At 43.6% G+C, this 18859-nt stretch carries 14 protein-coding genes; 7 read left to right on the plus strand and 7 right to left on the minus strand.

Annotated elements, in window-relative coordinates; translation table 11 throughout:
* Positions 1 to 460 precede the first annotated feature (460 nt).
* Positions 461 to 1135: a hypothetical protein gene (locus tag QUA33_RS13710; RefSeq protein ID WP_333149044.1), complete on the minus strand. Its 675-nt coding sequence runs from the start codon at positions 1133 to 1135 to the stop codon at positions 461 to 463.
* On the opposite strand from QUA33_RS13710, the gene QUA33_RS13715 reads away from it, so the two are divergent.
* From QUA33_RS13715 to QUA33_RS13745, 7 genes are all read left to right on the plus strand, one after another.
* Positions 1107 to 7721, plus strand: a complete 6615-nt coding sequence (locus QUA33_RS13715) for a S8 family serine peptidase (RefSeq protein WP_333149045.1) — start codon at positions 1107 to 1109, stop codon at positions 7719 to 7721. The genes QUA33_RS13710 and QUA33_RS13715 overlap by 29 nt on opposite strands.
* An 82-nt stretch (positions 7722 to 7803) precedes the next feature.
* Positions 7804 to 8553, plus strand: coding sequence for a peptidylprolyl isomerase (locus tag QUA33_RS13720; protein ID WP_333149046.1), 750 nt, complete (start codon positions 7804 to 7806; stop codon positions 8551 to 8553).
* A gap of 204 nt (positions 8554 to 8757) precedes the next feature.
* Positions 8758 to 9972 (plus strand): glutathione S-transferase family protein, encoded by a 1215-nt coding sequence (locus QUA33_RS13725; RefSeq protein ID WP_333149047.1) that lies wholly within the window; start codon positions 8758 to 8760, stop codon positions 9970 to 9972.
* Positions 9973 to 10072: 100 nt separating this feature from the next.
* On the plus strand, positions 10073 to 10447 hold the full coding sequence (locus QUA33_RS13730) for a DUF433 domain-containing protein (RefSeq protein WP_333149048.1): 375 nt from the start codon (positions 10073 to 10075) through the stop codon (positions 10445 to 10447).
* Entirely contained in the window at positions 10444 to 10839 is a 396-nt protein-coding gene (locus QUA33_RS13735) for an ACP S-malonyltransferase (RefSeq protein WP_333149049.1), read from the plus strand. Before QUA33_RS13730 ends, QUA33_RS13735 begins: the two co-directional genes overlap by 4 nt.
* 67 nt (positions 10840 to 10906) lie before the next feature.
* Positions 10907 to 11137 (plus strand): ribbon-helix-helix domain-containing protein, encoded by a 231-nt coding sequence (locus QUA33_RS13740; protein WP_333149050.1) that lies wholly within the window; start codon positions 10907 to 10909, stop codon positions 11135 to 11137.
* Positions 11092 to 11244 carry a type II toxin-antitoxin system PemK/MazF family toxin gene (locus tag QUA33_RS13745; protein WP_333149051.1) on the plus strand — a complete coding sequence of 51 codons (153 nt, stop codon included), beginning with the start codon at positions 11092 to 11094 and terminating at the stop codon, positions 11242 to 11244. The genes QUA33_RS13740 and QUA33_RS13745 overlap by 46 nt, the downstream gene beginning before the upstream one ends.
* On the opposite strand, the gene QUA33_RS13750 is transcribed toward QUA33_RS13745, so the two are convergent.
* The 6 genes from QUA33_RS13750 to QUA33_RS13775 form a co-directional block, all read right to left on the minus strand.
* Positions 11236 to 12333 (minus strand): Druantia anti-phage system protein DruA, encoded by a 1098-nt coding sequence (locus QUA33_RS13750; RefSeq protein ID WP_333149052.1) that lies wholly within the window; start codon positions 12331 to 12333, stop codon positions 11236 to 11238. The two genes, QUA33_RS13745 and QUA33_RS13750, sit on opposite strands and share 9 nt — an antisense overlap.
* Complete coding sequence (locus QUA33_RS13755) at positions 12333 to 13994, minus strand: ATP-binding protein (protein ID WP_333117702.1); 1662 nt, start codon at positions 13992 to 13994, stop codon at positions 12333 to 12335. Before QUA33_RS13755 ends, QUA33_RS13750 begins: the two co-directional genes overlap by 1 nt.
* 11 nt (positions 13995 to 14005) lie before the next feature.
* Positions 14006 to 15238, minus strand: a complete 1233-nt coding sequence (locus tag QUA33_RS13760) for a hypothetical protein (RefSeq protein WP_333117700.1) — start codon at positions 15236 to 15238, stop codon at positions 14006 to 14008.
* A gap of 95 nt (positions 15239 to 15333) precedes the next feature.
* The gene (locus tag QUA33_RS13765) at positions 15334 to 15540 is read right to left on the minus strand and encodes a hypothetical protein (protein ID WP_333149054.1); all 207 of its coding nucleotides are present in this window, start codon (positions 15538 to 15540) and stop codon (positions 15334 to 15336) included.
* A 93-nt stretch (positions 15541 to 15633) separates the two neighbouring features.
* Positions 15634 to 18012 (minus strand): EF-hand domain-containing protein, encoded by a 2379-nt coding sequence (locus QUA33_RS13770; RefSeq protein ID WP_333149056.1) that lies wholly within the window; start codon positions 18010 to 18012, stop codon positions 15634 to 15636.
* Between the two features lie 183 nt (positions 18013 to 18195).
* A complete protein-coding gene (locus tag QUA33_RS13775) occupies positions 18196 to 18675 on the minus strand; it encodes a hypothetical protein (protein WP_333149058.1) in 480 nt (159 codons plus the stop codon).
* Positions 18676 to 18859: the final 184 nt, after the last annotated feature.

The following is an 18859-nucleotide window of genomic DNA, read 5'->3' on the forward strand; positions in this document are numbered from 1 at the left end:
CACTTAACCTTGAAAATGAAAAAAGCAACCTAGATGCAGTAATAGGATCGACAAATCCACTCGTGCCAGCATCAGATAAAATAAACAGTGGTCACTCTGTTAATAATTCAGTTATTGCTAACGATTCAGCGACTCAAAAAGATATATTACCAACTATTTTAGATTTAAAAGTCGAGGAAATTAACAATGTAGTTTTGCCAGTAGCTAGCACCACCCAAACAAGTATTTTTTCAAATGATCTAACATCTAAATCTAGTACATCCGATACAGGAATCGATACCCTAACAGGCTTAAAAGTAAACGAAGCGGTAATAGATAATTCAAAACCGGACTCATTAACGAATCCTTCTGCTTCTCAAAGCCAAACACTAACAAGTATCTTACCAGATACTAAGACTGATACCGATTCTACAAATAACAATACTGAACAGTCAAAAGGAAACGTTACGCCAGCAACAAGTCAATCTAAGACGCCAGACGTTTCCATTACTTCAACTGAAAATGTAGCGATCGCACCGCTTGACACTGGATCAACCACACCAGTATCGTCCGAAAACCCAGTTGTGACAACCGAGTCTTCAGCTAGCGTCACAGGGGATGAAGGAGCGATCGTATCCGATACTTCTACTCCCAAAAATCCCGATTCAGGAGTAGTAACCAATAATAATTCAGGAGCGATCACCTCTGAAGTATCAAAATCAGATACCCCCGTTCTCACTACTGCACCCGCAACATCCGATCCTGCTAAAACCGAAACAGACGTAACTTCTGCCAACTCCGACGCGATCGCATCTAACAACCCTGCAAACAATCCCGATTCAGGAGTAGTAACCAATAATAATTCAGAAGCGATCGCCTCTGAAGTATCAAAATCAGACACCCCTGTTGTCACTGCACCCGCAACATCCGATCCTGCTAAAACTGAAACTGAGGTAACTTCTACCAACTCCGATGAGTTCGCGGCCGCGATCGAGAAACCATCAGTTTCCGTTGAGGAAACTTCCCCTGTCACAGATAAAGCAGCGGTAACTTCTGAGAGTGAAAATAAAGCGAGCGCACCGCTTGACACTGGATTAACCACACCAGTATCGTCAGAACAGCCAGTTGTGACAACCGAGTCTTCATCTAGCGTCACAGGGGATGAAGGAGCGATCGCCTCTAACACCCCTGCAAAAAATCCCGATTCAGCAGTAGTAACAAATAATAATTCAGTCGCGATCGCCTCTGAAGTATCAAAATCAGATACCCCCGTTGTCACTACATCTCCAAGCTTTACATTTAACACGGGGGTATTTAAAGTTGGTGAAACTGGCAATGTTGGGATTGATTACCTGTTTGACGGAGGTGCATATGAGGGAGAGTTAGGGATTTTTAATCTGGAGGGGATGGAGAAATTAGCTCAAAACTCCGATGCTTTTATTACTGAGGCTGCACGCAGAGCGGTAAGTAATTCTAATTTGGGTTATGTCGTCATTAACGATGCTACTGAAGGAGCCAGATTTAATGGCGAACTCCCTGACGACATCAACCGTAATCAAGGTGAGTATAAAGGCGTTAAAACCTTGACAATGCTTCCAGGGGATACGTTTGCTTTTATCTTAGTCCCTAACGGAGCTAACTTACAGCAAGTCGCCAACAATTCTGCAACAGGCGATGATACGCGACCTTTATTTTCCCTGCCAATGGCTAACCCAAATGGTAGCTTTATGACTGGGCAAATTTCTGATGTCACGGGTATAGGAAATACCTTTGTGATGGAAGATTTGCGGGTAGACAAGTCAGGTACAGATAGCGACTACAACGACATTATTTTCCAGGTGCGGGGGGCGACGGGGAGCGCAGTCAGTATAGATAGCGTCATCAATCCAAAGAAAGAGTGGCGTTCAACTGACTTGGGGAAAGCGTTGACTGAGTATGCTAAAGCTTACGTCACACCAGAGAATCCCAAAGTCGGGGAGTTGGTCACAGATGAGTTGTATGATAGCGTTTTCGCCAATACAGATAACCAGGTAGATAACAATAGCAAAACAGGAGCGATCGCCTCTGAAGTATCAAAATCAGACACCCCTGTTGTCACTGCACCCGCAACATCCGATCCTGCTAAAACTGAAACTGAGGTAACTTCTACCAACTCCGATGAGCTCGCGCCCGCGATCGAGAAACCATCAGTTTCCGTTGAGGAAACTTCCCCTGTCACAGATAAAGCAGCGGTAACTTCTGAGAGTGAAGATCAAGCGATCGCACCGCTTGACACTGGCTCAACCACACCAGTATCGTCAGAAAAGCCAGTGGTGACAACCGAGTCTTCATCTAGCGTCACAGGGGATGAAGGAGCGATCGCCTCCGATACTCCCAAAACTTCCGATTCAGCAGTAGTAACGGATAATAATTCAGTCGCGATCGCGTCTGAATTATCAAAATCAGATATCCCCGTCGTCACTCCAGCCACCGCAACATCCGATCCTGCTAAAACGGAAACTGATGTAACTTCTACCAACTCCGATGAGCTCACGTCCACAACCCAAAATAATAATTCAGCTTCTAATACCCCGCCACCTGTAGTGGAGACTGTTGGAAATGAGGGTGAGGAGATAGGAGCGATCACCCCTTCAACTCAAGACAATAACTCGACATCCACCACACAGCCAACTTTAGGGGAAACTGTTGCAAATGAGGGTGGGGAGATAGGAGCGATCGCGCCCACTTCAGCAGACAGTAATTCAGGCTCCATCCCACAACCAACCGTGGTAGAAAATTCAGCTAGTAATGATGAGGGAAAAGGGCCGATCGCCTCCCCCGTACAAGTAACAATTACAGAGTCAGTTGTTACACCCCAAACTGTCGTTAACGAGTGGCTAGAACAAGCAAACTCCCAAATGACCAAATTAGAAGCAAGTGGAGAGCAAGAGTTACAAAGTCTTCAAAATCAACTGAGCGATACGGGGAACTCTATCTACAATCAAGTTCCCGATATCGGGAACAATCTATCGAGTAATGGAAACTACATGAATGCTTGGGTAGATTATCTAGGCAATCAAATTTCCAGCAGTGGAGATTATATGAATGCTTGGACGAACTATTTACAAGGAGAAATCTCTTCTATCGATAGCTCCACATACAACCAAGCTTGGGATATCTGGCAAAATCTCTCCAGCAACACGGACTACATAAATGCCTGGGATAACTACCTCAACAATGAAATATCGGGTAGCGGACAGTATATGTACGACTGGGTAGCATACACGGCAAATGAAATCAATCGCGTTTCCGACTGGATGTATGGATGGACGAACCATAACTGGAATGAGATCGCCAGGATTGAAAACTGGATGATCGATCGTACCAACTATGTTGTAGATGAATTTAATCAATATGGTGTAGGAGATGCAGCATGGAACGAGTATGATGCCCTCAGCAACTACAGCGACTCTCTAGTGAATAATGCTGTAATCGATTATAACAACAATGCCACGGACAGAAATACAACCTTAAATAATGCTTCCCGCAGCTACCGGGCGTGGAATGACTATCGAGTTGAAGTTGTGGACAATGCTTGGAGTGAGTATAACAGCTTTGATTCCTACACGGATGCCGTTATCAGCAATGCTTGGAACGGCTACCGCGATTTGGATAACTACCGAGTTGGGATGATAAATGATGCTTGGAGTCAATATAACAGCATGAATGATTATCAAACGGGGGTAATCAACGATGCTTGGAATCAATACTACGCTCTGGATAACTATACTGATGCTGTTATGGCGGATGCTTGGACTCATTATCAAGAGCAAGACAGCACTCGCCAGCAGGTTATGAGTGATGCTTGGAATCAGTATAGCGCAATTACTAATTCTTGGAATGATTCAGTTGACGATACTCAAGCTCAAATTGATGTTTGGGCAAAAATCGCCACCTCTGAAAGTCGTTGGTACAACACCCCCGATAATGCAAAATCCGGTTTGCCACTCATTGGCGTTATTGACACGGGTTTTAGTGCCGAAAATCCAGACATTGACTACTCGCGCATTACACTGGGTAAAGATTTAGTTGGTGGTGACGAAAACCCCTTGCTGGATTCTGGGGAATCGTGGCGAAACGATCACGGTACTAAAATCCTAGAGATTATTGGTGCGACTCGTAAAAACAACATTGGGATTGATGGCATCAATGATAAGTCACCGATTTGGCTAGGAGGTGCTGTTGATTCAAACGATTGGGCACAGTCATTGATTGAGTTTGTTGATACTGCCAAAGCATCAAGACAACCAAATTCTGTAGTTAACCTCAGCTTCGACCTGACTCAGACTTTACCTGATGGTATTGTTGTCACGCGCCACGAATTGACTGCTTTAGAAAGAGCTGCTCTAACTTATGCCCAGCAGAATAATGTGTTAGTTGTTGCCGCAACAGGAAATCAGAACGATCTCATGTCTGCTCTAAGTCAAGCAACTAAAGAGTTTGACAATATTCTGGTCGCGGGTGCTGCTGAAGGTTGGCAACGGGCAGATTATTCCAGCTATGGGGAAATTGATTATTCCAACTACGGCAAGGGTGTTGACATCTTGGCACAGGGAACTGCTAGTAATGGTGCTGTTGGTTCATCGGTAGCAGCAGCTAAAGTTACAGGTGCAGCATCTCTAATTTGGGCTGCGAACCCCAATTTGAACTACACCCAAGTGATGGATATTCTTCGCCGCACGGCGACTGACTTGGATACGCCAGGTTGGGATACTAAAACAGGTTTGGGGCTGCTAAATATTGCGGCAGGGGTGCATTTGGCGAAAGCAACTGAACCAGAAACCTACAAGCCTGCTAACTTCGATCTGTTTGAAAATACTCTGAGAACTTATAGCATCCCAGAAGCTTACTGGAAAGACTTCTACAACTTGTACTACTACTACGATCTGGAAGCCAAGATGACAGGTACAGTTTGGAGTAGTACAGGGAGTAGTATTGCTACAGAACGAGCCGCTTGGAGTTTGGGAGGTGCTGTTGTAGGTGCAGGAATTGGTGCTGTTTTAGGCGATCCTGTAACAGGTGCAGTAGTTGGAGGATTGTTTGGAAATTCTGGCGGTTCAGGTGGTGGTAGTTCTTCCAACCCCTTCCCGCAGTGGGCAAGAGATTTGACAAACAGCACCTGGCGATCGCTTGACAGTGCGGTGACTGTTCTCGATAAAGTCGCCCAAGAGACTAGTCAAGCGATGCAAAATGCCGATGTTTATCTACAACAGCTCAATAGCAAGTTTGCATCGGAAACGTGGAATGCTGCTAACTACGTTAGAGAAAAACTTGATGATGGCTGGAATGCTGTTGGTAGTGCTGCTACCTCAATAGACGGTGCAATTAGTAACGGCTGGAATAGTTTCGTAAATGCTGCTGATTATGTCACAAACACAGCCGCAGCAACCTGGAACGCCACTATAGCAACTGCCAATTCAGTGACGGGTTTGGTGACTGATGCTTGGAACGAAACTAACAATGCTGTCAATTCCGTGCAAAAGAGTTTGGAAAAAGGTTGGATTGCTATCAGTAAGGTAGCTGAAGAAGTAGGTAATCGCATTCCCAAGAGCATTGACGACCTTAAGAAACAGAGTAAAAACTTTAAGGAGTTTTTGGATAAAAATAACCCTGTCAAAAAATTAGCAGATGACCTCGCGGCCAAACTTAAAAGTACCCTCGACGGTATAGACGTTGGTGCTGTCCTCGATGTCTTAAAGAAAATTCCAGTTGTCGGCACTGTTGTCAATGGCATAGAGGGATTGATTGCCCTGATTGGAGGAGATTGGAAACAGGTTGTCAAGAACGCTATCAATGGAGTGCTAGGTATAATACCCGGTGGCTCTGCTGTTCCAGATACGCTGGTCAATATCCTAGTAGATGTCGGCTGGGGAATTATAAACAAAGACTACAAGACAGCCTTGAAAGATATCCTGAAAGAGCTTGAGGTAAAAGATCAGCTAGCCAACACCTTTGTAGATGTTGCCTGGGCGATGAAAGATGGCGACTGGAAGGATGTTTTAAGTGCAGGGTTGTCGGGTACAGGGTTTAATAATGCTGAGAAACTTGTTGATATTGCCTGGGCTATCAAAGATGGTGACTATAAAAAAGCTCTGAGTACGGGTTTATCAACCACTGGATTTGCCAATACAGACAAATTTGTAGACGTTGCCTGGGCTATCAAAGATGGCGACTACAAGCAAGCTTTGAGTGCTGGTTTAGAAACGGCTGGTTTGGACACTGCTGGAACATTTGTCGGAAATGTTTTTAATGCTATTACAGACGATTACTCGCTGCCAGGACAAAGCATAGACCCCGCAGCTATCCCGCAAAAACACAAAGAATACGAATATCTGGCTCGCGGTATTGCCTACGAAGATCCTGAAGTATCTGCTATTGCCGAACAAGCTTTTAGCAATAACAGTCCCTTGGGCAATAAACTCGCTGTCGATGAAGAATTGCTGAACTCCCGTTACAAAGTTGACAAAGTAATTTCCGATCCAAACACTGGATTTTATGCCGTAGGTCTTGTTTCAATTGATGGCAGTCAACCACCCGTTCTTGCCGTTCGCGGTACGGGAGGCAGCCCAACGGAACGGCAAGGCATCGCAACGTTAAAAGATGTTTTGGAAGATGCCAATCCTATCAGCATCGGATACAGTCAATTCCAAGCAAATAAGAATGAGATCGAAGCTTGGTTAGCGGCTCAAAATCAGCAAGGTCGCCGTCCTGATGTTGTGGGTCACAGTTTAGGCGGTGCATTAGCTCAAACAATTGCGGCTGAATTTACAGATAAAGTGGGTCAAACCGTCACCTTTAATTCTCCCGGAATTGATGATTCGATCGCGCTTAAATTTGCCACCAATCGAGGCAATCCAGAAAATGTAACCCACTACGTCGTATCTGGCGATATCGTCCAAATGGCTGGAGAAGCATTCCTGCCCGGTCAAGCCGTTCTTTCCTCGTACTCTAATCCTTTTGTCTGGGAAAAACACGGACTGGCTGTGCTGAATGGTGTGGAAATTAAGGGCGAACAAAAAGCATCTGGCGTTAAATTCTCTTCTCTTTCTGTTGTAGAATTGAGCAATCCTGCCTTCCAATACAAAGAGTTAGATTACACACTGTTCTTGGCCGCATTAGGACTGGTATCGCCCTATGTTTCAACCTCATTAAGTACGCGCGGAACTGCGGAAGCGAATCGAAAAGCAATCGGTGCTTTCTTAAACTCCAATTTCCAAACGATTCAAAGTTGGGTCGATGCTGCTTGGTCTATTAAAGACGGTGATTATCTCAAGGCACTTTCTACTGGCTTTGACGTTGCCAAGTTCCAAGATGGTAAAAATTGGATAGATATGGTGCAATCTGTCAAGGACGGCGAATATCTCAAAGCACTCTCGACTGGCTTTGATGTTGCCAAGTTCCCAGATGGTAAGAATTGGGTAGACATGGCGTGGAGTTTGCAGCAAGGCGACTACATCAAAGCGCTTTCTACAGGATTCAAAGTTGCTGGATTCCCCGAAGGCGAACATTTAGCCCAAGCTGCGGTTAACTTAAGAGAAGGTAAGTATTTGGATGCTTTCTTTGAAGGAATGTACATGATTCCCGGTGTCGAGAATTTAGTCAATGCTTTCAAAGCAGTAGGCGATGGCAATTTCAAAGGTGTCGCCAACTCGCTTGCCCAAGTGGCTACCAATCCCACGTTGCTCAAGTTGCTAGTTAGCTAGTATCGATGCGGGGCGGGTAAACTACGGATAGTTGTAACCCGCCCTTACAATTTTAACCGCCCTCATTAACCAACAGTTTCCAATGGACATCAACAATTTTTTATCAATCGACAGTGTAACTTTATCCTTAGAGCAATCCCTTGACTATCTCCGCACGGCTGGTAAACTATCAACAGTTGTGTTAGAAGTTGCCCAGCAGTATCTGTTAGAAAACGAAATAAAAGCTTTAGAGATTCCCGAACCGGAAGCCGATATCGTAGAACAATTTATCCTAGAATTTCGGTTGCAACAGCAATTAACTAGCCCTGAAAGTTTCCAAAAATGGCTATTGACAAATGGAATAAATTATGCTGTGCTTAAACAGCAAGTGATTTTTCGGATCAAACAAGAAAATCTCAAAGAAAAGGTCACAGCATTAAAAGTACAAAAACACTTTGTGCAAAATAAAGAAAATTTGGATCGGGTTGTCCTTTCGCGCATTGTCGTACAGCATCCAGAAATTGCTGAAGATTTGAAAGCGCAACTGGAACAAGGTGCAGATTTTGTCCAATTAGCTAAACAATACTCCACCGTAGATGATGCTGTAGTAGGTGGTGTAATGGGGCCAGTTATTCGCGCTCAGATGCCAGAAATGGTTCGCAAGGCCACAGAAAATGCACAAGTAGGGCAAATTATTGGCCCGCTTCAGATTGAGGGACGCTATTGTTTGTTGAAAGTTGAACAACTGCTACCTGCTTCGTTAGAAGGTGCTTTAAAGCGAGATTTGGAAAATCTTCTGTTTGAGGAATGGTTAAAAGAGAAACTACAAAATATGAATGTCAAGTTGAATTAGATTATTTAATGTGACTTTGATTACATAATCATTCTCGCTATTGGTTGGACTTTGTATGAAGGGTATTACCCCTCATACAAACTCAACAGTCTCTTTTAACCGCCGAATCATCAAGGGGGTGGCTAACTTGTGGACGATCGCGACTTAGAAACGATATACATTTAGTCTATATTTCTGACAACCATCATCCGCACTAATTCACCCATGACATCCACCGCCACGATCGCCACCCCCCTAAGCTGGACAGAATTAGAAGCCCTCACAGACTTTGAAGTCGATCGCGTCAACGGGCCAACCAACGCTCAATCCCGCTTGCGCCTCTTCGGTAAAACTGAATCGGATGTGCGAGTCACCCTGTACCGCGACAACCACGCCTGGTGTCCCTACTGCCAAAAAATCTGGCTGTGGCTGGAAGAAAAACAAATCCCATACCGTATTGACAAAGTTACTATGTTCTGCTATGGGGAAAAGGAAAGTTGGTACAAGCGCAAAGTGCCATCGGGAATGCTACCGGCGATCGAACTAGACGGCCGCATCATCACCGAAAGCGATGATATCTTAATCGCCCTCGAACGAGTCTACGGCCCCTTGGGTTTGGGCATGGAAAACCCCGCAGTAATACCCCTGCGGCGGTTAGAGCGACTGCTGTTTAGGGCCTGGTGCTCTTGGCTGTGCTACCCAGCAAGTTCAGCCAAAGTAGAACAACACAACCGCAACCAATTTATCAGCGTCGTCGCCGAGGTAGAAAAGGCTCTCGGCAGCACTCCGGGGCCTTATTTCCTCGATGAATTTGGCACTGCGGATGTGATCTTTACGCCCTACGTCGAACGGATGAATGCCAGTCTTTACTACTACAAAGGCTACTCGATGCGGGAAGAAAACCCGCGCTTTGCTGACTGGTTTGCGGCGATGGAAACCCGCCCTACCTATCGCGGCACTCAGAGCGATTTTCACACCCACGTCCACGATTTACCGCCTCAGATGGGCGGGTGTTATGAAAACGGCGAACCTCAGATGCTACTCAATAAAGCCCGCGTGGATAATGGGCCTTGGGCTGGACTGCCGGATGTGATGTATCCAGAACCGGAAACCTCGCGCGCTGAAGCACTTCACCGCGTCATTAAGCACCACCGCAACATCGTTCGAGTCAATCCTGCTGATGACAATTTATTTGATGAGGCTTTGCGTTGTGCTTTAACTTTGATGATGACTGGCAAAGTTTGTACGCCGCCGGCTGGTTCTGATGCGGCTTTGCGGTATTTGCGCGATCGGGTGAATGTGCCCCGCGATATGTCGATATACGCGGCCAAGCGGCTGAGGGAAGCGTTGGAGGAAACGGCGGCTTTGGTGGGTGATGGCCAAGGTTCTCCGATTCTGCTGAAGCATCGGCGAGATCAAGATCCGGCTAATTTTGTGTAGGGCGTCTGGTGGATTTGCTCAAAGGTTTCTCCAAACACGACATTACAAATTTGTAAGGTACGATCGGATTATTTCCTAGACTGTTTCAGAGGCTATGGGTATGGTTTCAGTATCCAACAACCAACCAATCATTATTCGTACAGAGCGCGGACTGACAATTTCAGGTACGCGCATCACTCTCTATGATGTGATGGACTACCTGACGGCTCAATATCCCCCGAAGTTTATCCGTTCCTTGTTTGATTTAACAGACGATCAGATTAACGTTGCTTTATCATACATTGAGGCAAATCGTGCAGAAGTCGAAGCAGAATATCAAATTGTTTTAAGGCAAGCTAAGGAAATTCAGCATTACTGGGAAGAACGCAATCGCGAACATTCAGCCCGCGTTGCAGCGATGCCACCCAAACCCGGCCGAGAAGCTCTTTGGGCAAAACTCCGAGAACAGAAAGCCAAACACGAACTAGAAGCATGAATTTTCTGATCGATCACAATCTCGGAGGTCATGCAGAGATTTTATTAGGAAATATTGCGAGTCAAGGCTGGCTAAATCTACTTCCAATTCGGGTTGTCACCTTCAAGCAGATGAATTTGTCGATCGACAGTAACGATCGAGTTGTGTGGCGACTTGCTCAGGCAAATCAAATGATCTTGCTTACTGCAAACCGCAGCATGAAGGGTGAAGACTCCCTGGAACAGGTGATCCGAGAAGAAAATACAGTGGATTCCCTACCTGTAATTACAATTGGAGATGCCGATAGATTTTTAGCCGATCGAGTCTATCGAAATCGTTGTGTCGATCGTATTCTGGAAATCTTGCTGGATATCGAAACCTGGATGGGCGTTGGTCGTCTTTTTGTTCCGTAAGGTGAGTAAATAGAATTGTGCTACCATTTGTAGTATTGAAAGTGGCATAAATAGTTTTACAATAATTATGAAAGTATCTATCTCTTTGCCAGATGAGCTAGTGCGTTACATTGACGATCGTGTAGAAAATCGCAGTCGGCTAATTGAGCTTTTATTGCAAGCGTGGCGCAAACAACAAGAACAGCAGGCAATGGTAGAAGCCTGTTTATTGCTCGATGAACTGAGTGATGAATTAAGCGATGAGGATGAAGCATGGCAGCAAGCAGCGATTACCGACTGGGAAGCATCTGGCTCGTGAATTTCGATCCCTCAGTCGGTACAGAAATCCGCAAGACTCGATCGGCGGTAATTATTTCAGGAACTGCTTTTAATCAAGGCAGGCGGTCCACTGAGAGATTAGGTTAACTCCGCATCTAGTTTGCTTTGCAGCGCATCCATTCTAGGAGTAACCCATCTTTCATGCCAATAAGTTACTAAATCTTTTTGTGTAAATTCTCGCCACACGACAGAATTTGTCTCTCCTAATAAATATTCATTCCAATTTTCTGCTAGTGGACAACGATAGTATGCTCTCTGCCAACCAATACTTACCATATCTTCTGATAATCCAAGTTCTCGTAGTCCCCTTTTTAAAATACGCATTTTCCAATTTGGCCCCTTTCCAAATTTGTATGTTTCAAAAATTTCCGGTGGTACAACTTGCTTAATTAGTTCCCAACTTCCATTTGCTGTTATATGAAGATGACTTTGACCTTTAGTATAATCAACAAATTCCCAGTTAATCAAACGATTATAGATTGCTGATTTCCCAAAGGCTCCTAACGTATCAATATAAACAAGATCAGATTTTTTGTTTTCTCCTGTAATAAGAGAAGATTTATTCTTATATTTTTTATTAAAGTCTTGACGAACTGTTGGAAACATTACAGCAAGGGCAACTAATTTTGAGGCAAGCACTCGATTGTATGGAGGGATGGCTCCTAAAATATAGGCTGTCATACAGTTATACAGTCGTTTCAATTTCTGATTCTTTGTCCAATTAATAGAATTTTCATCTCGTACTCCCAAACCAATTACAGGGTCACAAAGTCCAATAATCCCGATCAATTTATGATTTTGGCTATCAAAAACAAAATATCGAATCCGTCTACCATAACCATTTGTAACGGGTATCGACCAGTGAGATATAGCATACGCCCATAGTCTTTGATGTTCTGCTCTGGGTTCAACAAGGACAAGATATGGATCTATTTTAGATATATCAATATCTGAAGATTCTGCTAGATATTTCTGAACTTTACATTTATATTGCTGACCCTTTAAGTTTGTTTGTTCAGAGAGTTTTCTTTGGACTTCTCTAAAATCATTAAAATTATTTACAATGATTTTGTTATTTTCTCTATCCCAAAAAACCCCATAATCTTCTAGGTTTTGGATAATCTGTTCTTTGATAAGAAGTTTATGCTCAGTTGTAGAAAAATCATTATTTTCCATTAATTAAATTTAGATTCTCTATAAACTTTTGATTCTACAAGCTTTTCAAATTCAGTTACTCGTACCGGCAGGGCGAAAGCTTGATCAGATGAAACCATGTAGAGATTACCTGCAATTGTCTCGCGCTGAATAAAGTTGGATATCACCCCATCATAATTGATATTAGACTTTACCAGTGCTTTAATATCGTCAGAATTTCCCATATGAAAAGCAAAGAAATTTTCTGCTTGGGTTCTAATTTCATCAGAAATAGCAGATGGACGTTGTGTTACAGCGACTAATCCCAGCCCAAATTTGCGTCCTTCTTTGGCAACTCTAACAAATGGATTGGCATTACTCTTAACGAATTCCTGAGATAAAACATTTTGGGCTTCTTCTACAAATACAACGGCATTGACAACTTCTTCTGGTTGATCAGAAGTGAATTTTTCCTTGTTACTTTCAAACAATTTCCGAACCAGAATAGTTGAAATAATGCTGGCATCCATGTTGTCTTTTAGGGACAGGTCAATGATAACAGTCTTTCCTTGCTTCAAATATTTGAATACATCTTCTATGAGATTTGATCCTCCAGAATGTAAATTACCTTCATCAATTAAATGACGAATCCTTTTCCGAATTGCCATAATTGTTTTCCTGGCAGATACATCTTCTTTAATGTTGCCATTTTTATCTGTTTTCTGTTCGCCAAAGAAATCTGAAAAATCTCGATAAAGATTGCTTGGAGTTTGAACATAGTTATCAATATTTCCCACAAAATTAGATACACCCTCTTCATCAAGGTAGAGAAGAAAAGCTTTCATTACTTCAGAGAAACCACCACCAAAATTTAATATGTCCCCTACTGCTAAGTGCCTGTGCATATTGAGCGTAACTTTACCACCGGAAATAAATCGATTCTGTTGTGTATAAATTTCTGGTAACTTTTTGTCCGTATACACGACAACATTATCGCGAATTGAATTTTCATCGATATCTCCCAATCCGTATGTAGCTGTGCCACGCAAAAAATATTCGCCATTCAAATCAAAAATCAATTTTCCATATGACTTATTGCGAGTCATATGATAAAGGAGTACCTTAACAAGATTAGTTTTGCCAAAACCTGATTGAGCAAATACCATCGTGCGTTTGTTACGCAATTTATCAATTTGGAAAAGAATAGGGCCTTTGTCCTGAAAAATAGTTTCTCCTACACAAAGATATCCAATTTCAGCGCCATTTTCATTGGTTTTGTTGAGAATTGACTCTATTTCGCGTTTGTTTAGATGTCTTGCAATATAAGAAACTGTGGGAAGTTTCCTAACAGCCGTTGTGAAAGCAATGGTAGATCCGCTATCTGTAAATGTTCCTAGAATCCGAACTTTGTAGGTGTAACTGAACATTTTCTGTTTGTCTCGCTCAGAAAGCTCTCTTTCTGCAATTCGAGCATAATGTACTGCTACTAACGTTTTTTCCTGTGACTTAAAGATAGGATCTTCATCATAAATTTCTGCTTCGACCCTAGCAAGATACTTTGTATTTCCTTCATCTTTGGGTGTCAGAACAATAAAGTCGCCAGTTTGTGGACTAGCTTTAGCATCCTCATAGGATGAGTATATCAATAGGGCATCTTCAGTTGTCTTCTGCCCATATAAAACACCAAAATCTACTTTTCCCATTGCGTTCGCTCCTAAAATCTGTCGTGTGTGTCTAAAAATAGATTTTCAATATCGACGTTATCCATTCTCTGATCCTTATAAAGAGAGTATTTAAGGCGAGCAATTATCTCATCTTTAAAATTTCTTTTCAAGGATATGAAATTATGTACTTCACATAATGGGTAGGGATAGCCAAGAATATAGTGTTCTTGTGTAAGCCGAGTTAGCTCCTTAAATATTAACTCAAGTTCTTCCCTACATCTTTCATATGAGCCGGCTCGGATTTGTGGAATAGCATCAAAAATATTCACATCAGCTATAAGCCAGTCATAGTTTTGGAGCTTTTCTACATAATCTAATCTCGCTGCCATAAATAGCCCAAATCCTCTTCCTCCACTAATTGATTTTTTAATAAACATATCTCCCTGATATGCTGCTTTAAGAACAACATCAGGGATTTCAAACCAGCAGCAGAGTTTTTGGCGTTTGGAGTCTGTTTGTACAAAAGGATACTCAGGCTTAAGCTGATCTTGCAGATAATTATCAATTTGTCTGAATGTATAAGCCAGTTCCATTTTTACTGGAGATTGCTTAGTCACAGACACTATTTTTATCTGTTTTTTATGAGCATACTCGCCCAATTTTACTAAGTATTTCTGCTTTATTTGGAGGGGACGTAATGTACCATCTCTTAAAATAAAATCCCCAGCTTTTGTTTCTGGCAGATCAATCACTTCTAAAATCAGTGCAATCTCTAGGACTTCCTGACAGAATCCGAGCAACGTTGATAAGTTTGTGCAAATTAGTTCTTTTTTATAGGGAAAAATATTTTCTGGTGAATCTTCCAGAAATTTGAATAGATATTTTATTGGCTCTAAGGTTAAAAATTCATTATAAATGGCATTTAAGTGATTCTGATGTGTGATTAAAATATTCTGCGGATAGTATGCCTGTCCAAGTACAACGGGATCGTCTAATGAATTCATCCTAATTTGCTTACCTTGATGAAAGCAAACGTAACCAGCAGCATAAATTGCTATGGCTAAACCATTATAAAACTGCTCACTGTTGTAACTACCATCTATCGCGTAGAACCTTCTATCGCTATCATCAATTTTGTCAAACTGAATAATTTCAAAAATTTGAGGCGTTTCTATATTCCCTTCATGCCCAATAAGTGGAATACCGTAATTTTTATTGCTTCTGGTATTAATGTGTTGAGCAACTTGCTCGATAGCACTATCAGGGATCTGTTTTCCTGCCATATTTTAGTAGTAGTTTCACACAAATACAATCTGTTGTAACAGTAGCCACCCTGACATTTACGCGATCGCTCTGCACCTTCACCACTACCATCTCATCACAAGATAGGTTCTTTGTCAACTCTTCTGGTAAAAGGCGACCAAAAGAGGGTTTCAGCGATCGCACTACTCGATCGATTCTGAATAAACCGATCGGGAACAACCATACCGCCCTCGGTTTCCACATCAAAAAGCACCAGTTGTTTGCGATCGCCCTTTTGGTGCATTCCCGCAAACGAGTTAGCACCAAAAAACTCTGTAAACACAGTAATTTTAGGGCAGTGATACAGTTCGTTCTCTCGAAATTTTGAAGAGGTAAAAAGTTAAGTTTTTAAACTTAACTTTTTACTGACTGATATCTAAGCAACCTCTACGAACACACCGCTGCGAGCAAACTCCTCTTCTTCAGGACTAAAGACTGGAGCTCGATCGACAAGATCAGGGTCAAAGTAATATGTCTCTTGTAGGAATTGTCCGGTGACGATCGCCTCCTCCAACTCCTTGATGTAATCTTGGGCAACTAAGCAAGCCTCCTTGATGCCTTCCTCATCCCGCTTATCCAACAGCTTTTGCAATGTTGCTCTCACCCCTGTCAGTCGTGCCGCGGGCTTGAGCATACCGTAGAGGCGGTACATCCGATCGGTGGCAATGCTAATGTGTTTGAGGGCGTTGGCTCGTGCTAGCTCAGAGTCAATGCTAGGCCAATAACGGGTAGTGTAGAATGCTTTCTCATCCTTGTGATACCACTCCTCCGATCGCGCAATTGATGAGGAGACAGTATTGTGCAGCTTCCAGAAGAATAAGCGCAGGGAAGCGCCATCTACTACGGTGGACAGCTTTGCCTCCATTGATACCTCAAAGTTATTCAGACGCGGGTCGCGCCCAAGCACGAGGTACTCCACAGGGTACATTTCCACCTCTTTATTCTGCACGACGTAGGCGTTGAGGTGGTGGCGGCAGTAGGGGCAGGGATACATAGTGGCAAACAGCTTGAAGAAGTCCTTGAAGATTGCCACCAGAGTTTTTTGCTGTTGGGGGGTCTTGGTAGAGACGATTTCAGCCGTAGTGTGGAAGAAACGCCACACCGCAGGGCCAATATAGTAAGGGAAGCTGACGCGCATTTGTGAATTCTTTATTTCACTGCGATCGATATACACGTCAATGAAGGATACATATTGCGAGAGTTCGCCAGACTCGCGCCCAAACTCCAAGCGTTCGCGCCGTTTCTGTACCCCATTCAGGTAGTTGTGCGTCAAGCGCCATGCCTGTTGAAGCATCAACTTCTGTTTTGGAGCGCATTTGGGAAAGCCCTCTGCAACATCCGCCCCATAGCGCCCAAATTCCCCTGACGTTTTAGTCGCTTCGTACCACTGGTTTAAAGCTGCTTCGTCAGCCACCGTGTTCAAGGGGATGTCTGCTGCTGTGCTGACGCTGAAGGCAGCCAACAGCTTCGGCATAAAGTCTTCATACCAATATGCCACTGGCATCATCGCACCATCGATTTCTTCTGAGGCATCCGAGAGAATGACGCGGTTCCACTTCTTCAGGTACTCTTTTGGATCTCCCTCAGATTTGGCTGGTGGCGGTGCCATTTCCTCACTCAGTTCCATTTTTCTCAATCGGTTGAGTTCGTTGATGGCAAGCACACCCTCGGCGATGTCACGCAAGTTGAGACTCTTCTTCTTGATGGTGATTGCAAACTCGACTCCCGCCGCAAACTTTTCCTTGGCAGTTGCAGACTTACCCCGCGCCTCCAACATGGCTTTTTGTTCTGCCAACATTTCTGGAGTTTTTTCTATAGTCTTCCAGTTTTTGATGCGATCTTGCAGTCGGGCATATTCATCATCGAGCGATTTAACTACTGCATCCAGTAGAGGACTGCACGCCGACTCTACTACACCTAATCCTTTATAAAGCCCGATCGCACTCCTGACAAATTGCACAAAATCAGCGATTCTGTATGGCAAGTTTCTCACGCGCAGGTGAGTCTCGTGGTTGGCGGAAAAACTCTCGCGGAAGCTGCGGTAGGCTGCTCCCTGGATCAGACGAAACAAACCAATCTGCATCTGCAAGCGGGACGTACCGCGCTTGTTCTCAGCTTGTGGGTGTTGCGCGAGTAGTTCTTTTAGCCGCGCTATTTCTGGATTGCTATCGGTGGGTGCTTCTTCTAGATTAGGTTCAATAGTGGCAGAAGCTGCCTCGTTGATAGCAGTTGCTGTACTTGCGATCGCAGCGGCTGTACTCTCTGAAATCTCGGTTGTCTGTGTACTGACAATCGGAACCGGCGAGTCTTGATATCCGGTTGCGATCTCGGACTCATCCGGTACAAGTTTGCAGAATTCCTCAAAGTCAATTGAGGCATCGCCGTCATGGTCTACCTCTTTGATGATCTCATCGAGCTCTTGCTCTGTCAGCCCAAACTGGCTCATCACGCCGTGCAGCTCGTCTCTGGTGATTTGACCGCTACCGTTTTCATCAAATACACTAAATGCCATTTTGAGACGACTCTGGCGATCGCCCTGCTGGGACACCATCAGCATTTTGAATTCCTCAAAATCGATACTGCCCGACAAGTCTACGTCCACTTCTTTGATCATGTCGCGCAGCTCGGTTTCGTTAGGACTTTGGCCTAGCGATCGCATTACTTGACCGAGTTCTTCTGATGAAATAGCACCGCTCCCGTCCGCGTCAAATACTTGGAATGCTTCCCATAACTTTGCCACATCTTCTTCAGTCATGGCTTTTTTTTCAAGATGCACAGATGTCATAACTAAATCTTCCCTGATTTTTTTATTGGCTGTCTATTGATTACGACCAATATACTTTAATTCCTGATGAGTTACGCAACGGTATTGTCAAATCCAAGGGGATTGCCGATATCTCCCACTTTGGCTTGTGACACTCGATCTATCAGTTTGATATTACTCCCAGTAATTTTCCCAATCATCCTTAAAAGCTTGCTGCAATCTTTGCATATACGTATCAGTCTTAATCTTCACCATCCACAGATTATTAGCATTGCGGCCTCCCTTGCACACAACACCTTCATCCACACCGTATTTCCCCTGGCGAATATCGTCCATAAACTTGCCCGTCAGTTTGCCGCGATAAATCACTCGCGCAATATTTAATTTACCAAAATCCTGAATGAACCGATCGGGAATAACCATACCGCGATCGGTTTCCACATCAAAAAGCACCAATTGTTTGCGATCGTCTTTTTGGTGCATTCCCGCAAACGAGTTAGCACCAAAAAACTCTGTAAACACAGTAATTTCAGCGCAGTGATACTGTTCGTTCTCTCGAAATATAGACTCTAACGGACTAGCAAAATCTCTCTTAAATATTTCAGGTGCTGCTTCTAAACCTGGATGTGCAGCGTTAAATTCTGCAATTCCCATCTCATCCAAATCAAATCTACTGCGGCGCGTACCAAAAGCATACCAACCGAGTTCAACTTCCCAAACTCAATGCAAATTAGTACCATCGTACTTCTCGAAAGCTATACATTGTTCATGAGGACAATTTTTACTATCGGGAATTTTGGGATAGGCAAGTTGAACACGTGTCATATCAATTACCCCT

The organism is Microcoleus sp. Pol14D4 (assembly GCF_036701245.1).
Lineage (GTDB): Bacteria > Cyanobacteriota > Cyanobacteriia > Cyanobacteriales > Microcoleaceae > Microcoleus.

Excerpts from the sequence above, each read along its gene's own strand:
- QUA33_RS13720 (WP_333149046.1), top strand. The coding sequence starts at position 7,804 with ATGGACATCAACAATTTTTTATCAATCGACAGTGTAACTTTATCCTTA.
- QUA33_RS13725 (WP_333149047.1), top strand. The coding sequence starts at position 8,758 with ATGACATCCACCGCCACGATCGCCACCCCCCTAAGCTGGACAGAATTA.
- QUA33_RS13730 (WP_333149048.1), top strand. The coding sequence starts at position 10,073 with ATGGTTTCAGTATCCAACAACCAACCAATCATTATTCGTACAGAGCGC.
- QUA33_RS13735 (WP_333149049.1), top strand. The coding sequence starts at position 10,444 with ATGAATTTTCTGATCGATCACAATCTCGGAGGTCATGCAGAGATTTTA.
- QUA33_RS13740 (WP_333149050.1), top strand. The coding sequence starts at position 10,907 with ATGAAAGTATCTATCTCTTTGCCAGATGAGCTAGTGCGTTACATTGAC.
- QUA33_RS13745 (WP_333149051.1), top strand. The coding sequence starts at position 11,092 with ATGGCAGCAAGCAGCGATTACCGACTGGGAAGCATCTGGCTCGTGAAT.
- QUA33_RS13750 (WP_333149052.1), bottom strand. The coding sequence starts at position 12,333 with ATGGAAAATAATGATTTTTCTACAACTGAGCATAAACTTCTTATCAAA.
- QUA33_RS13755 (WP_333117702.1), bottom strand. The coding sequence starts at position 13,994 with ATGGGAAAAGTAGATTTTGGTGTTTTATATGGGCAGAAGACAACTGAA.
- QUA33_RS13760 (WP_333117700.1), bottom strand. The coding sequence starts at position 15,238 with ATGGCAGGAAAACAGATCCCTGATAGTGCTATCGAGCAAGTTGCTCAA.
- QUA33_RS13770 (WP_333149056.1), bottom strand. The coding sequence starts at position 18,012 with ATGACTGAAGAAGATGTGGCAAAGTTATGGGAAGCATTCCAAGTATTT.
- QUA33_RS13775 (WP_333149058.1), bottom strand. The coding sequence starts at position 18,675 with ATGGGAATTGCAGAATTTAACGCTGCACATCCAGGTTTAGAAGCAGCA.